Source organism: Marinitoga arctica (assembly GCF_054657315.1).
Map to the genome: position 1 here is coordinate 40,463 of NZ_BAAHYY010000012.1, position 15,574 is coordinate 56,036.

Annotated in this window: 16 protein-coding genes and 1 pseudogene; all 17 read left to right on the plus strand. The window is 27.2% G+C overall.

Features of this window, described 5'->3' with window-relative positions:
• The first annotated feature begins 100 nt into the window (after nucleotides 1-100).
• On the plus strand, nucleotides 101-829 hold the full coding sequence (locus tag ACYQ44_RS04875; RefSeq protein ID WP_459995636.1) for a DUF2520 domain-containing protein: 729 nt from the start codon (nucleotides 101-103) through the stop codon (nucleotides 827-829).
• A complete protein-coding gene (gene panB, locus ACYQ44_RS04880) occupies nucleotides 826-1,632 on the plus strand; it encodes a 3-methyl-2-oxobutanoate hydroxymethyltransferase (RefSeq protein WP_459995638.1) in 807 nt (268 codons plus the stop codon). The genes ACYQ44_RS04875 and panB overlap by 4 nt, the downstream gene beginning before the upstream one ends.
• Nucleotides 1,633-1,646: 14 nt before the next feature.
• Nucleotides 1,647-2,369, plus strand: coding sequence for a biotin--[acetyl-CoA-carboxylase] ligase (locus ACYQ44_RS04885; RefSeq protein WP_459995660.1), 723 nt, complete (start codon nucleotides 1,647-1,649; stop codon nucleotides 2,367-2,369).
• 1 nt (nucleotide 2,370) lies between these two features.
• On the plus strand, nucleotides 2,371-2,901 hold the full coding sequence (gene hpt / locus ACYQ44_RS04890; protein WP_459995639.1) for a hypoxanthine phosphoribosyltransferase: 531 nt from the start codon (nucleotides 2,371-2,373) through the stop codon (nucleotides 2,899-2,901).
• A 77-nt stretch (nucleotides 2,902-2,978) separates the two neighbouring features.
• Entirely contained in the window at nucleotides 2,979-3,812 is an 834-nt protein-coding gene (locus ACYQ44_RS04895) for a purine-nucleoside phosphorylase (protein WP_459995641.1), read from the plus strand.
• Between the two features lie 61 nt (nucleotides 3,813-3,873).
• Nucleotides 3,874-4,806, plus strand: a complete 933-nt coding sequence (locus tag ACYQ44_RS04900) for a transglycosylase SLT domain-containing protein (protein ID WP_459995643.1) — start codon at nucleotides 3,874-3,876, stop codon at nucleotides 4,804-4,806.
• Between the two features lie 10 nt (nucleotides 4,807-4,816).
• Nucleotides 4,817-6,367, plus strand: coding sequence for a flagellar basal-body MS-ring/collar protein FliF (gene fliF / locus ACYQ44_RS04905; RefSeq protein WP_459995644.1), 1,551 nt, complete (start codon nucleotides 4,817-4,819; stop codon nucleotides 6,365-6,367).
• Nucleotides 6,368-6,378: 11 nt separating this feature from the next.
• On the plus strand, nucleotides 6,379-7,395 hold the full coding sequence (fliG, locus tag ACYQ44_RS04910; RefSeq protein WP_459995647.1) for a flagellar motor switch protein FliG: 1,017 nt from the start codon (nucleotides 6,379-6,381) through the stop codon (nucleotides 7,393-7,395).
• A complete protein-coding gene (locus ACYQ44_RS04915) occupies nucleotides 7,388-8,074 on the plus strand; it encodes a FliH/SctL family protein (RefSeq protein WP_459995648.1) in 687 nt (228 codons plus the stop codon). The genes fliG and ACYQ44_RS04915 overlap by 8 nt, the downstream gene beginning before the upstream one ends.
• A complete protein-coding gene (gene fliI / locus ACYQ44_RS04920; RefSeq protein WP_459995650.1) occupies nucleotides 8,061-9,386 on the plus strand; it encodes a flagellar protein export ATPase FliI in 1,326 nt (441 codons plus the stop codon). Before ACYQ44_RS04915 ends, fliI begins: the two co-directional genes overlap by 14 nt.
• 102 nt (nucleotides 9,387-9,488) lie before the next feature.
• The gene (locus tag ACYQ44_RS04925; protein WP_459995661.1) at nucleotides 9,489-10,790 is read left to right on the plus strand and encodes a carbohydrate ABC transporter permease; all 1,302 of its coding nucleotides are present in this window, start codon (nucleotides 9,489-9,491) and stop codon (nucleotides 10,788-10,790) included.
• A gap of 13 nt (nucleotides 10,791-10,803) precedes the next feature.
• A complete protein-coding gene (locus ACYQ44_RS04930; RefSeq protein ID WP_459995652.1) occupies nucleotides 10,804-13,023 on the plus strand; it encodes an ABC transporter permease subunit in 2,220 nt (739 codons plus the stop codon).
• 1 nt (nucleotide 13,024) lies between these two features.
• Nucleotides 13,025-13,363 (plus strand): hypothetical protein, encoded by a 339-nt coding sequence (locus ACYQ44_RS04935; protein ID WP_459995653.1) that lies wholly within the window; start codon nucleotides 13,025-13,027, stop codon nucleotides 13,361-13,363.
• Complete coding sequence (locus ACYQ44_RS04940; RefSeq protein ID WP_459995654.1) at nucleotides 13,290-14,051, plus strand: class I SAM-dependent methyltransferase; 762 nt, start codon at nucleotides 13,290-13,292, stop codon at nucleotides 14,049-14,051. The genes ACYQ44_RS04935 and ACYQ44_RS04940 overlap by 74 nt, the downstream gene beginning before the upstream one ends.
• Nucleotides 14,048-14,953, plus strand: a complete 906-nt coding sequence (gene miaA / locus ACYQ44_RS04945) for a tRNA (adenosine(37)-N6)-dimethylallyltransferase MiaA (RefSeq protein WP_459995656.1) — start codon at nucleotides 14,048-14,050, stop codon at nucleotides 14,951-14,953. Before ACYQ44_RS04940 ends, miaA begins: the two co-directional genes overlap by 4 nt.
• Nucleotides 14,954-14,993: 40 nt before the next feature.
• Complete coding sequence (gene hfq, locus ACYQ44_RS04950; RefSeq protein WP_459995657.1) at nucleotides 14,994-15,248, plus strand: RNA chaperone Hfq; 255 nt, start codon at nucleotides 14,994-14,996, stop codon at nucleotides 15,246-15,248.
• A gap of 73 nt (nucleotides 15,249-15,321) precedes the next feature.
• Nucleotides 15,322-15,574 (plus strand): annotated as a pseudogene (locus ACYQ44_RS04955) (M23 family metallopeptidase); the annotation flags it as partial.

Here is a 15,574-nt window from a genome sequence, read left to right on the forward strand (position 1 = left end):
ATAATAATAAATTCGTCTTCAATCTGATATAATTAAATAAACAACCTTATCTTAAATTTATTCATTTATATTCAATATTATATCATATAAGAGGTGTATAATGAAGATTAATATTATTGGGCCGGGTAAAGTGGGGAAGAGTTTATATAATTGTTTCAAAGAAAAAAATATCAATACTTTATTAATTGATAAGACTTTTGATTATTCTAACTTTTTGCTTGAGGGAATCGTCTTAATAACAACACAGGATAAAAATATTGTTCCTATATGGGAAATGATAAGTCATTTTGATTTATCAAAAGTGGAAGGTATAGGTCATTGTAGTGGATATTTGGATTCATCTTTTATTACAGGTATTCCTCATTTTTCTATGCATCCAAATTTTCCTTTTTCCTCAATAAAAAATTGTTCTGAAATAAAAAATATTACTTGGGGTATTGAAGGTGATGAAAAAGGTATTGAAATAGCTAAAAAATTAGTTTCAAATTTAAATGGAAAATATGTTATAATACCACAAAATAAGAAAAAAGCTTATCATTTAGCTGCAGTTATTGCTTCAAATTTTTCATATGGATTAATTAAAATGGCTAGAGATATTTATGAAGATATGGGGATAATTGATTTTACTCATCTTATTGATCTTTCTATTCATTCATTAAATAATATTAAAAAATCTGGACTCAAAAATTCCCTTACTGGTCCTGTAAATAGAGATGATAAATTAACTATAGATGAAGAAAGAAAAGAGTTTGAAAAAATATTTGGAAATACATATATTTATGACTTTTTTATAGGTATTCTCTATAAAATCAAGGAGGAGGAAGAATGAGTATAAAAAAAATATTAAAAATGAAAAATAAAGAAAAGATTGCAATGATTACTGCCTATGATTATTTTAGTGCAAAAATCGCTGAAGCATCTAATATAGACATGGTTCTTGTTGGTGATTCTGCTTCTAATGTAATGCTCGGAAATGATGATACAATGAAAATAGATATGGAAGAAATGCTAATTTTTATAAAAGCTGTTAAAAAGGGAGCCCCTAATACATTTGTTGTTGGTGATATGCCTTTTTTAAGTTATCAGGTATCTGAAAGTGAAGCTATTAAAAATGCTGGATTAATTTTAAAAGCAGGTGCTGATGCTGTAAAACTTGAAGGTGGAAAAACTGTAGCCCCTTTAATAAGAAAAATGGTGGATTATGGAATACCAGTAATGGGCCATATAGGTTTTACTCCACAATCATATAAACAAATTGGTATTTCTTCAAAAGGAAAAAATAAAACAGAAGAAGATTTTCTCCTTGAAAGCGCTATAGAATTAGAAAAGGCTGGAGTTTTTTCTATTGTATTAGAAATGGTTACTGAACCTGTTGCAAAAAAAATAACAGAAACTATTTCTGTACCAACAATAGGAATTGGAGCCGGACGATATTGTGATGGCCAAGTTTTGGTATGGCATGATTTCCTTGGATTAAATAATGAATTTGAACCAAAATTTCTTAAAAAATATTTAAATGGCTTTGATTTATTTAAAAAAGCCATTGAATCTTATTCCAAAGAAGTAAAAGAGGGAATTTTTCCTAGTGTAGAAAATGTTTTTAAACCTATAGAAGGTAGTGATCAGAAATAATAGGTGATAAATTAATACATTTCGATACAATTGATTCCACAAATATTTTTTTAAAAGAACATTGGAAAGAGCTCCCTTCAGAAACAGTTGTTTGGGCCGAGAAACAAATTGGTGGATATGGACGAATGAAAAGAGAATGGGTATCGCCAAGAGGTGGATTATGGTTTTCTGTTTTATTTAAACCCAAGAATAGACCTATGAATCCATGGCATTATGTTAGACTTTACACTATGGCTATAAGAGATATATTGGAAAAATATAAATTAAAAAGCATTATAAAATGGCCTAATGATTTACTTGTTAATGAAAGGAAAATATGCGGAATTTTAGGTGAGGGAATTTATACAGGAAAGACGGTTGCAGCTATTATTGTTGGTGTTGGATTAAATGTAAACAATAAAATACCTGATGAATTAAAAAATATTGCTACAAGTTATGTAGAAGAAATGAATAAGGAACTTAATTTAAAAAAATTATTGAAACAAATTAATACTACTGCTTTTTATAAATATTATATAAAATATTTTAAAAACAATACAATTTCCATTTTCACAAAAGAATGGATAAAAAATCTTAACATTAGAAACGGAGATTTTATAAAAATAATATACCAAAATGAGGAAAAACATGGTAAAATAGTTTCAATACATGGGGATTATATTGAAGTTAAATTTGAAAATGGGATAATAGAAAATGTTTATGCTGGTGACGTTTCACTTAGAAAGGAGAGTGTTTAATATGAACATTGACCCAAAAAAATTAAAGGTTTTATTAACCGAAGAACAAATCTTAAATAAAGCAAAAGAATTAGGCAAACAAATAACTGAATATTATAAGGATATTGATGAGGAGATTATTGCAGTTTGCGCTTTAAAAGGTTCTGTACATTTCTTTTCAGATTTGGTAAAAAATATTGATCATGATATGAAATATTATTTTGTGAGGGTTTCAAGCTATCATGGTGGTACATCATCAACAGGTTCAATAACGGTAAATAGTTGGACAAATGAACCTTTAGAAGGAAAACATGTTCTTATTGTCGAAGATATTGTAGACACCGGAAATACTATCCGATTTTTAATTAATGAAATAAAAAAACAAAATCCTGCTTCAATAAAATTAACCTCTCTTCTGATAAAAAATGCTCATGATCATGGAATCGATGTTGAATTTCCTGGGTTTGAGATTGATAATTACTTCGTTATTGGCTACGGTTTAGATTATGATGAGAAATATAGAAACCTACCTTTTATTGGATACGTTGAATAGATATTTTTTTATTAAATAACTATTTTTTGTGGTATAATATTACTGTTAAATAATGTTAATACAACGGGGGTGACTTTATGCATTTTGATATTAATAAATATGTAAAAAATGTTAGAGATGCTGCTAATTATATAAAAAGTAAAATAAAAAATAAACCAGAAATAGCCATTGTATTAGGTACCGGTTTATATAGCATTACAGAGAAATTAGAAAATACTTTAAGTATATCTTATTCAGAAATTCCAAACTTTCCAGTTTCTACTGCACCTGGACATAAAGGCGTATTAATGTTTGGTGAAATTTCTGGAAAAAGTGTTATGCTAATGAATGGCAGATTCCACTATTATGAAGGTTATACTATGAAAGAAGTTACCTTTCCTATTAGAGTAATGCAAGAATTAGGAATAAAAATTTTAATAGTAACAAATGCCGCTGGCGGTATGAATCCAAATTTTGAGGTTGGTAATCCTTGTATAATAACTGATCATATCAATTTCATGGGTGATAATCCTTTAATTGGTCCAAATTGCGAAGAATGGGGTCCAAGATTTCCTGATATGAGTGAAGCATATGATAAGGAATTAACAGAAAAAGCCATTTCCACTGCAAAAAAACTTGGTATCCCTGTTTATACTGGTGTATATTTAGGTATCACTGGGCCAACTTTTGAAACTCCTGCTGAATTAAAAATGATGAGAAATTTTGGCGCTGATCTTGTAGGTATGTCAACTGTACCTGAAGTTATAGTTGCAAATCATGCTGGAATAAAAGTATTGGGCTTATCTGCTATTACAGATAAGGCTGTACCTGATGAACTAAAACCTGTAACTGCAGAAGAAGTAATAGAAATTGCTAATAAAACTGGTGAGAAAATTGCTGAAATCATATTAAATTTGTTAGGAGAATTATAGTGTGAAAAAATTTTTTTTCTCCATATATCTATTAATCGCATTATTTGCTTTTTCACAAAAGGTGGATATATTTAATAAAATTTTCTATAAACCTGGATTACACATGGAGTTGAATACAGACTCCATGTTTTTGAATTTTGAATACACTCTCTTAAATAAATATTCTTATATTAATTCATCTGAACTTTTAAATTTTGTATGGTCTCAAGATAGAACGCTAATTGGTGGCCAAATGTATGTAGAATCGAGTTACTATACACATGCTATTTCATCAAGTCATGCTATTGGATTATTACAAATAAAACCTATCGTTGCTAACGATTTTGGAATTGATAATCTTTTTAATCCTATTGATAATGTTACTGGAGCTACTGCATATCATAGTTATTTGTATAGAATACTACAATCAGAAAAATCTCAGATTGCAGCATATTATCAAGGACCAACATCTGTAAAAAATTCTGGAATAAATTCATCTGGCTTAAGATATTATAAAAAAGTTAAAAATGCACAAAAAAACTATAAAAATACTAAGATTTATTCTCCATTTTTAATTGGTATTCAAGGAACCGTTTCTCAAAGTTTTTTTGAATTAAATTCATATTCAGGACTTTCTTATAAAAATTTTGAATTTTATTCAACCCAAAATTTTTCATTTATCAAAGATGAAAATATAACAAAATTTGAAGATTTTAATTTAAATTTCGGTCTATTATATTTTCCAAAAACTTCTTTTTCTATTGCAATGTTATATGGAAAAAATATTGAGTCTTTAGTTAGACTTGGATATCCGTGGTCACAAAATATAATATCTTTGGAAAATTTTAAAACTTTAGATTCTTATTTCTTAAACATTGAAAGTAAAAATGGATTATGGCTAAAATTATATATTGATGAAATTTTAAAAATAATAGCAGGGTTTTCTGTTTATGATTTAAAATTTGGAGTTTTATTCAACTCTAAATATAGAGTTGGAATTTATATGAGTCTTTAGAGGTGAGTATATGAATCCTTTCAAAATAATTAAAGATTACTGGGATAATTTTTCTACTAATCAAAAAATAGTATATTCCGCTTTAGTCGCTATTGTATTATTTATATTACTGTTTTTAATAATATTAAACTTAAGACCTAATTATCAGGTCTTAATAAGTGGAGTTGATGAACAACAAGGTGGAAAAATTATTTCAAAATTAGAGGAGTTAAATATACCTTATAAAGTTGGTCCTGGTGGTTCTATTCAGGTACCTGAAAAATATAATAAATATGAATTATGGATGAAATTAGCATTAAATGGTGTTTTAGGAAATCAAGTTCAAGGTTATGAATTACTTCAAAATCAAGGTTTTGGAGCTACTAGTTATGATAAACAAGTAAATTATCAAATAGCTTTAGAAGGTGAATTATCAAAATCTATTTCCACTATGAAAGGGATTCAATATGCACGTGTTCACATAGTTATGCCTTCAAGAACCTATTATACTCCTGCCGAACAATCAAAAACCACTGCATCTGTGTTATTATTTTTAGAACCTGGTGCTACTATAGATACCTCACAAGTTAAAGCTATTATGGATTTTGTAGCTGGTTCTGTTCAAAATCTAAATCCAAACGACGTAAAGGTTGTTGATAATAACTCAAGAAATTTAAGCGCTCAAGTTATTTCAGAAGGAAACATTGCAGATGCAGCTACAAAATTTGATTTAAAAAGGAAAATTGAGGAATATTACACAGAAAAGATAGAAAATAAATTACAAATGGTTTTTGGAGTTGGAGCTATTGTCGTTATACCAGAAGTTGAATTAAATTGGCAGAAATTAGAAGAAGAAACGCGTAAAGTACAACCTGTTAATAAAAGTTCTGGTATTATTATTAGCCAACAAACTGAAACAGAAGAGAATTATTCTACATCTGGAACTTCAAATGTTCCTGGTGTTGATTCAAATACTCCACCTTATACTACACAAACATCAGAAAATCAGAATGGCAATTCCTATAAAACTTCTAAATCCATTACAAATTATGATTTCAACGAGATATATCAAAAGGTAACTGAAGATAAAAATGGTGAAATTTCAACAAAATCTATTACTGTTTTTATAGATTTAGATAAATCACCTATACCAGAAAATGAAACGACAAAAGAACAAATTAAAAGCGCTATTTCAACGGCAACTGGTGCTACACCGAGCAATATTAATATATTATTTACTAAATTCAATAAAGAATTGGAAGCAGAATATCAGAAAATTATTAACCAATCTGAAAGAGCTAAATTTGTTACAATAATAATTATTATATCTGTTATTTTTATTATTGTAATTATATTATTAGTTATAGGTATAATTAATCTCAATAGAAAAAGAAAAGCAAGAAAAACTATTATTGAAAGAAAGAAAAGGCTTGAAGAGGTTGCAACGAAAGCTATTGAAGAAATTGAACCAGAAAGTGTTGAAATTAGTGAAGATCAAAAGATATTTGAAAAACTTACAAAAATTGTTGACAGTAGTTTAGATGATGTTGTTGAAATTTTAAAATATTGGATTAATCAATAAGAGGTGATTTTATGCCTAAAGAGAAAGATACTATAAGTTCTGGGTTAAGAAAAGCTGCAATTTTAGTTGTTTTAGTTGGACCCGAAAGAGCTTCAAAATTATTAAAGGAATTAACTGAAGAAGAGGTTGAAATGTTAACATTAGAAGTGGCTAATTTAGGTAAAATATCGGATGAAGAAAAAAATAAAATTTTAAATGAATTCTTTGAATTGATGAAAGTTAAAGAATTTATAAAAGAAGGTGGGGTGGACTACGCCAAAAAATTGCTTGAGGAAGCCTTTGGACCTGAACAAGCTATTAAAATCATTGAAAATCTTGTTACTAATTTACAGGTTAAACCATTTGATTTCTTAAAAAGAATTGATATTACACAAATTACTAATGTTTTACAAAATGAACACCCTCAAACTGTTGCTTTGGTGTTATGTTATTTGCCACCTGCAGCTGCTGCACAAGTTATTGCAGGATTACCAGAAGATTTACAAGTAGATGTAATTAAAAGAATTTCTATTATGGATAGAGCCACTCCTGATGTTGTTAAGGAGGTAGAGTCTCGTATGAAAGACAGGTTATCATCATTTGCTGCTCAGCCATTCAGTCAAGTTGGAGGAATTGAAACAACCGCTGAAATAATGAATAATATTGATCGAACTGTATCAAAAAATATTTTTGATAGATTATCTGAATCTGATCCAAAACTTTCTGAGGAAATTAGAAAGAAAATGTTCGTATTTGAAGATATTCTTAAACTTGACGATAGAACTATTCAAAGGATACTTAGAGAAGTTGATACACGTGATTTAACTTTATCATTAAAAGGAGCTTCAGAAGAACTCAAAAATAAAATTTTATCAAATATGTCGCAAAGAGCTAGTCAGATGATACAAGAAGAATTAGAATTTATGGGTCCTGTTAGATTAAAAGATGTTGATGAAGCACAACAAAGAATTGTTGCTATAATAAGAAAACTTGAAGAATCTGGAGAAATTATTATAGCCGGTGGAGGAGGAGAAGAATTAATTGTTTAATCGCAAAGTAATCAAAGGACAATATGTAATTTTTGAATCTTCTGAAGATACTAAAGAATTAGAAAAAGAAGTATCTGAAGATATTGCAAAAAAAATTATTGAGGATGCCGAGAAGAAAGCTCAAGAAATTATTGAAAAAGCAAGAGAAGAGGCTGAAAATATTATTAATGAAGCTCATTTAGCTTATGCCGAGGAAGTTGAAAAAGGTAGAAAAGATGGAAAACAACAAGCTGAAGATGAGCTTAATTCGCTTATTGAACAATATTCTTTACAATTAAACAATATATTAGATACATTAAAAAAATCTGTGGATTTAGAAATATATAATTCTAGGATATTATTGTTTAATATACTAAAATTACTGATAAATAAATTTTTAAATGTTGAAATTTTCTCTTCTCCAAAATGGATTGAAGCATCTTTAAATAAGATTTTAGAAAAGTTTGTTAATCTTGACTATATAAAAATTCATGTTAGTTCGGAAATTTTACATAAATTTCCTCAAATAATTGAAAACTTTAGGAATGTTGATAATATTGAAATCATTGAAGATATTACTTTAAAAGGTTTATCTATGGTTGTTAATACCAATATGGGAAATATTACTATTGATACTGAAGAAATCATTAAATTAATAAATAATATTATAGAGGAAGAATTAAATAATGAAGAATTATGACAAAATATACGCTAATATAGAAAGAAAAATAAATGATTTAGATGTTTTTTCTTTAGAAGGAGTAGTTGATAGAATAACAGGTGTTGTTATTGAATCCAAGGGACCAGATGTGTCACTTGGAGATTTGTGTTCTATAACTTTAAAAGATGGAAATAAAGCTTTATGTGAGGTTGTTGGTTTTGTTGGAAATAAAATTTTATTAATGCCTTTTGAAGATGTTCATGGATTATATGTTGGAGCTAAAGTAAAAAAATTAAATCGTAAAGTCTCAATAGGAATAACTCAAAATTTACTTGGAAGGGTTTTAGATGGTATAGGAAGACCAATAGATGGAAATCCTTTGTATATAGAAAAATATCGTTCTATATATTCTCCACCGCCAAATCCTTTAATTAGAAATAAAATCGAAGAACCATTATCTGTTGGAGTAAAAGCTATTGATGGTTTAATTACTCTCGGAAAAGGCCAAAGAATAGGAATATTTGCTGGTAGTGGTGTTGGTAAAAGTACCCTACTTGGTATGATTGCAAGAAATACTTCAGCAGATATAAATGTAATATCATTAATTGGAGAAAGGGGTAGAGAAGTTAGAGAATTTATTGAAAGAGATTTAGGGGAAGAAGGATTAAAACGTTCTGTCGTTGTTGTCTCAACCTCTGATCAACCAGCTTTGATGAGAACAAAAGCTTTATTAAGTGCTACTACAATTGCAGAATTTTTTAGAGATTTAGGTTATAATGTTATGTTAATGGTTGATTCATTAACAAGATGGGCTATGGCACAAAGAGAAATTGGTCTTTCAATTGGCGAACCACCAGCTACAAGAGGTTATACTCCCAGTGTTTTTGCTGAGTTACCAAAAATATTAGAAAGGGCTGGAAATTCAGATAAAGGAAGTATAACTGCAATATATACTGTACTTGTAGAAGGTGATGATTTCAATGAACCAATTTCAGATACAGTAAGAGGTATCGTAGATGGACATATTATTTTATCAAGAAGGTTAGCTGAATCTTCACATTATCCAGCTATAGATGTTTTAGCAAGTATTAGTAGGTTAATGTCTTCTGTTGTTACATCTGAACATCTTGATGCAGCATATATTGTAAGAGATATTATGGCTACATATAATGATGCAAAGGATTTAATAGAAGTAGGTGCTTATAAAGAAGGAACTAACAAAAAAATTGATATTGCAAAAAAAGAAATAGAGAATATAAATGAATTTTTAAAACAAGGAACTTTCGAGAGACCTTCATTTGACGAAATTGTGAATCAACTTGTCAAACTTGCAGAAAAACTAAAAATATAATAAAAAAGTATTAAAATTTTCTAGATTGGAGGAAATTATATGCCTGCAGAAATTCTAATTCCTTCTATTGGTGTTGGAATTGCATTATTATTAGCACTATTTATGAAGATTTCAAAATTTTTTCTATCACCACATGCTTGGCGTAGAACGCGAGAGAGTATATCTGCCTATCTTTATATATTGCCATCAATGATAATTTTATCAATATTTGTTTTTTGGCCAATTATATACTCGTTTGTTTTGAGCTTTTTTAAGTGGGATTTCAAAAATCAGGCAAATCCTCAATTTATAGGTTTTGAAAATTATGCTCAACTTTTTAAACTAAAGCACCCTGTTGACATTACATTCAATGTAGCATTTTTAGGAACATTTTTTATTATATTCTTTGCAGTATACTTATTAAATGTTCTTTTAGATTCAAAAAGAATATCTAATAAAACTATTAAAACTACTGTATTTATTAATACTATAATTGCATTAATTACTTTTGTTTTATGGAATCATATAAATTACCAAATACAATGGATTATTTTTCTATATATAGCTTTTTATTATATTGCTATAGCTGCTGCCAAAAAAATAGAAGGTGCTCCTGATAAATTATTATTAAGATTATTAATTTTTGTTGGTATTTATATTATTGGAATTAAATTAATAAAAATTCCCGAAATTGTGAATTTTTTAAGTATGGCAAAAGAAGAGGCTGATTTCTTAAAAGCTATATGGAATACGAGTTATTATGTTTTATTATCAATGCCTATAACAATTTTCTTATCATTGATAATAGCCCTTTTATTTTATCAAGAAATTAGTGGAAAAGTCTTTTTTAGAACTATATATTTTATTCCTTTTGTAACAAGTGTTGTCGCCGTTTCTTTGGTATGGCAATGGATCTTTAATGATAATGGATTATTAAATTATATTTTATCTTTTTTTGGTGTAGATAAAATTTTATGGTTAAAAGATGAAAAATGGACTATACCTACTATTGCTATTATTTCTATATGGAAATTAGTTGGATATTATTCTATTATCTTTTTAGCCGGTCTTCAAAATATTGATAAAAGTTATTATGAAGCGGCTGAAGTTGATGGGGCAACAACATGGCAAAAATTCGCTTATATTACATGGCCATTATTATCCCCAACAACATTTTTTATATTAATCGTGTCTATGATTGGTGCATTTAAGGTTTTCTCAGAAATTTTTGTTCTTTATTCAGGACTCCCTGGCCCTTATAATAATAGCGGTTTAACTGTAGTTTATTATGTCTTTGAAAAATTCTACGGTGAACAAAGAATGGGACAAGCTAGTGCAGCTGCATATGTATTATTTGGTATTATCTTAATTTTTACTTTTATACAATTTGTAGCTGGAAAAAAACGCGTTCATTACGATTCTTAAGGGGGTCTTAGAAATGTCTTGGAATAAATTTTTAAATACAATGAGCACTTTAATTGTGTATTTATTAGTAATAGGTGGGGCAATTGTAATGATTATGCCTTTTGCTTGGATGGTTGTAACTTCATTTAAAACAGGTAGTGAAATAGCCCAATGGCCACCAAAATGGACATCAAAAAACTTTAAATCTGAAATAACTGTGAATATAAAAAATGCTCCTTCTACAGCTATTGGAAATCAAGGAAGTATTAGTTTAGCAGAATTTAGAGCCAAACAAAAAGAATTTCTTTATGATCCATATAAAAAGGTTATTTCAATTGAAGATGATCCTGTAAAACGTGGTTTAGTCACATTAACATTTGATAATTTGAATTATGCAAATAATGATGAATTAAAAAGCTTGATAGATAAAATAAAAGAATATAATGCTAATTTTCCTCTTGGGAGAGATTTAGCAAATGAAATAAATACTCTTGAAGATACTCCAAAAAACTTTGAAGATTTTTATTTTAGCTTATATTCAACATCAAGTGGATTATTTAAAAAGTCTCAAATATTAAAAACACTAAACAAAGAAATTCTAAATTCTATAGATTATATAGATAAATTCTTAAAGGTTTCTTTAAACAGACTACCATATTTAAAAATCAAGGAAACTGATAATTCTATAATAAAAAATGAAAAATTAAAGAAAAAAGAAGAATTAAAAATTTATCTAGAAAATCTAAAAATAGAACTAGAAAATTTATCAACTCTTATAAAAGAAAATTCTAGAGGAACGGGTATAATTTCAAATGATATTATTCAAAAAATTATTGAAAAAATTGATTCTATTAACTTTATTTCATTTACTGATATGTATTTAAGAAATGTTAACAGATTATTGGAAAAAAATATTTATAATACCATTGTATATAATAAAAATACTTTAAATTTCAAAATATTCTTTGAAAACAATTTTAATGAATTACAAAAATATAGTCCTAATCAACTTATTGTAAAATTTAAAATACCTTCAAAAGAGGTTATGAAAAATAATTTCTTTAAAGCTTTGGAAAAATCTGACATTCCTGATAAATTTAAAAATATTATAAATAAGAATATTGATATCTCAGAAATTAAAGATAATTTTGTTTTAAATATTGAACATGATTTTAATAATATAGTCTTAAAAAAATTAAATATTAAATCTGAAGATTTATCTAAATCTTTGATGATAATTAGAACTCTTTCACAATATACAAATGTTACACTAGAAAATATTGATTCATATTTGAATATTTTTGATAAAAAATATATAACTGAAAACAATATCAATAAAACTAATTTAATTGAATTATCTAAAATAAGGATTGAATATAATAATATACTTGAATCCTTTAATAAATTGTATTCAGATTCTATATCTATTGTGGATCTACTCGAAGCACCGGATATAATAGATAAAGTATATTATAGAAATTATTCAACTATTGAAATACATTTCAAAGATATTTATGCTTTATGGTTCTTAGAAAATGAACCAACTATGAATGTTAAATTCACTCCTTCTGAAATTTTTGCAAATGTTTTCCAAAATTACGTTGATGCATGGCATGCTGCGCCATTCTCAAAATATTATATTAATACTGTATTTATGGCTACATCTACAACAATTTTTGAAATTATAATAGCTGCAATGGCTGCTTTTGCATTTGCAAAATTGGAATTCTGGGGTAAAAACTTTTTATTCACTTTATTTCTTGCAACAATGATGGTTCCTGGTGAAGTTATGTTAGTTCCTAATTTTATAACAATTAGCAAATTTAGATGGTTAGATACATATTATGCTTTGATTATTCCATGGATAGTAAGTGTATTTGCTATATTTTTATTAAGACAACAATTTATGACTATTCCAAACGATCTATGGGATGCGGCAAAGATTGATGGAAGTAGTAGCTGGAGATTTTTATGGACAGTTATGGTTCTTTTAAGTAAACCTGCTTTAATTACTGGTGCTTTATTAAAATTTGTAGGAAGTTGGAATGCTTTCTTATGGGTTTTAATTGTAACAAAATCTCCGGAAATGAGAACATTAGCCGTTGGATTACAAACATTTACTACTGAATCTGGTACATTATATAATTTATTGATGGCAGCATCAACATTCTCTGTAATTCCAATTATTATTTTGTTCATATTTATGCAAAAATATTTTGTAGCAGGAATTGCTCGTTCAGGATTGAAAGGGTAATATGGAAAGAAAAAAAATTGTTGTTGGAAAAAAGAAGAAAAAATCAAAAAAAACTATTAAAATCTTTTTATATTTAATCATAACATTCATAATAGTTTATTTTAGCATACAAATGGTTCGTATGTTGTTTATATATACTGAATTATCAAATGATTACAAAAAAACACAAGCAGAATTTGAAAGATTAAAAAAACAACTTAATGATTTAGAAAGAGAAAGAGATATGATAAAAAAAATATTAGAAGAAAAGGGTGTGACAATAAAAGATGGAAAAATTAATTATAACTACATCCCACAAACCATCGAAGGAACAACTTCAGCGAGCGAAACAACTCGCTGAAGAATATAATTTAATTTACAAAAATAGAAGGCATTTAAAAATTCAGAATATTTATTTTGTTGTTGAAAAGAATCTTACTGTAAAAGTTAAAAAGGACGATTTTGAATTTTTCTTCCATCCTTCTATAGTAAAGATAAGAATGAAAAATTATATTTCAGATAAGAAAGATTATTTACTAAATAATATGAATTTAAAAGGTGATGAAACAGTTTTAGACCTAACTTTTGGTCTTGGGAGTGAAGCTTTATTAATTGCTTCTCAATTAAAAGAAGGAAAGTTAATTGGTTTAGAAGGTTCTTTTCCAATATTTTTTGTTGTAAAAGAAAGTATAAAATATTATCCTTTTAAAATAAAGTGGATAAAAGAAGCTTCAAAAAAAATAGAGATTATTAATGAAAACTATAAAAAATATATAAGAAAACAAAAAGATAATAGTTATGATATTATTTACTGTGATCCAATGTTTGAAAATCCTGTATTTGAATCATCAGCTTTAAATCCATTAAGGAGATTTGCTGTGTATGATGAGCTTGAACCTTCAGATATTGAAGAAATGAAAAGAGTTGCTAAAGATAAAGTAATTATAAAAGCTCACATAAAAGATTCTATTTGGGAAAAATATAAATTTGATAAAATAGATGGTAGTAAGAATTCTGGTGTATTTTATGGGGTGATTTATTTAAAATGAAAATACCTGTTATACTAGGTCCAACTGCTGTAGGAAAAACAGGAATATTAACAAAACTTGGAAATGAGTTTGAGGTTATTTCTTGTGATTCAAGGCAGATATATAAATATATGAATATTGGAACTGCAAAACCAACAGAAGAAGAACAAAAAAAAATAAAACATCATTTAATTGATTTTGTTGAACCTGATCAATATTATAATGCGTATATGTACAGACAAGACGCTTTAAAAGTTATAAAAGATGTATTAAATAAAGGAAAAATACCTGTTATTTCTGGTGGAACGGGATTATATTTTGATGCTATATATAAAGGTTTTTTTGAATCACCAGGTTCCATAACTTTAAGAAGTTATTTAAGAAAATTAGAAACATCACAACCTGGGATAATAAGAGATATTTTAAAAGATGTTGATCCTGAAAGTTATTTAAGAATACATAAAAACGATTTAAAAAGAAGTATTAGAGCTCTAGAAATTTATATTATTTCTGGAAAAAGAATGTCTCATTTAATTAAAAATCATAAAACGGAATCTCCTTATGAATTTAACATAATTATATTAGATAGAGATAGAAAAGAACTTCACGAAAGGATTAACTTAAGAGTTGAACTTATGTTAAAACAAGGACTAATTGAAGAAGTAAAAAATTTATTAAATATGGGTTATAACAAAAATTTAAACTCTTTGAATACAATTGGATATAAAGAAGTATTAGAATACATTGAGGGTAAATTTGATTACGATAAAATGGTTCATTATATAAAAAGAAATACAAGAAGATATGCAAGAAGGCAAATTATTTATTTTAGAGGATATGAAACTGCAAAATGGATTAATCTAACTGAAGAAAAAAATTCAATAAATAAAATTAAAAACATTATATTTAAACATTTTGATTGAAATTTTGTTTTTAAATTTTACTTAAAAGGGGGAGTAGGAAATGGCTGAAAAATTTAATTTGCAAGAAAGATTTTTGAATTTATTAAGAACAAATAAAATTGAATGTAAAATTTACTTTGAGGGTGGTTTTCAAACAACAGGTTTTATAAAATCTTTTGACAATTTCACTATTTTGTTAGAAAAAAAAGGACAACAATCTCTAGTATATAAACATGCTATTAAAATGATTGTGCCATCTAAATATGTTAAGTTATTCCAACAAGATAATCAACAACAAAATCAAGGAGATAACTAAAAAACGGTTAATAAATATACTTAATTAATCCAGAAGAATATCTTCTGGATGTTTAACTATAAGGAGGTCTATTATGAAAAAATTAATTATTATACTAATTGTTCTTTTAAGCATCGTATTTTCATTTTCGCAGCGCTTTTTGCCACCTGTAAAAGATTCATATTTAACCTCATCATTTGGAGAATATAGAGATACAGGTGATAGCCCTCATTTTCATCTTGGAATAGATTTTTCATCATTTTCAAGAGTAGGATATCCTGTAAATGCTGCCTCTGATGGATATGTTTATAAAATTTGGGTAAACCATAAAATATATGGAAACACTT

Excerpts from the sequence above, each read along its gene's own strand:
- ACYQ44_RS04875 (WP_459995636.1), top strand. The coding sequence starts at position 101 with ATGAAGATTAATATTATTGGGCCGGGTAAAGTGGGGAAGAGTTTATAT.
- panB (WP_459995638.1), top strand. The coding sequence starts at position 826 with ATGAGTATAAAAAAAATATTAAAAATGAAAAATAAAGAAAAGATTGCA.
- hpt (WP_459995639.1), top strand. The coding sequence starts at position 2,371 with ATGAACATTGACCCAAAAAAATTAAAGGTTTTATTAACCGAAGAACAA.
- ACYQ44_RS04895 (WP_459995641.1), top strand. The coding sequence starts at position 2,979 with ATGCATTTTGATATTAATAAATATGTAAAAAATGTTAGAGATGCTGCT.
- fliF (WP_459995644.1), top strand. The coding sequence starts at position 4,817 with ATGAATCCTTTCAAAATAATTAAAGATTACTGGGATAATTTTTCTACT.
- fliG (WP_459995647.1), top strand. The coding sequence starts at position 6,379 with ATGCCTAAAGAGAAAGATACTATAAGTTCTGGGTTAAGAAAAGCTGCA.
- fliI (WP_459995650.1), top strand. The coding sequence starts at position 8,061 with ATGAAGAATTATGACAAAATATACGCTAATATAGAAAGAAAAATAAAT.
- ACYQ44_RS04925 (WP_459995661.1), top strand. The coding sequence starts at position 9,489 with ATGAAGATTTCAAAATTTTTTCTATCACCACATGCTTGGCGTAGAACG.
- ACYQ44_RS04930 (WP_459995652.1), top strand. The coding sequence starts at position 10,804 with ATGTCTTGGAATAAATTTTTAAATACAATGAGCACTTTAATTGTGTAT.
- ACYQ44_RS04935 (WP_459995653.1), top strand. The coding sequence starts at position 13,025 with ATGGAAAGAAAAAAAATTGTTGTTGGAAAAAAGAAGAAAAAATCAAAA.
- ACYQ44_RS04940 (WP_459995654.1), top strand. The coding sequence starts at position 13,290 with ATGGAAAAATTAATTATAACTACATCCCACAAACCATCGAAGGAACAA.
- miaA (WP_459995656.1), top strand. The coding sequence starts at position 14,048 with ATGAAAATACCTGTTATACTAGGTCCAACTGCTGTAGGAAAAACAGGA.
- hfq (WP_459995657.1), top strand. The coding sequence starts at position 14,994 with ATGGCTGAAAAATTTAATTTGCAAGAAAGATTTTTGAATTTATTAAGA.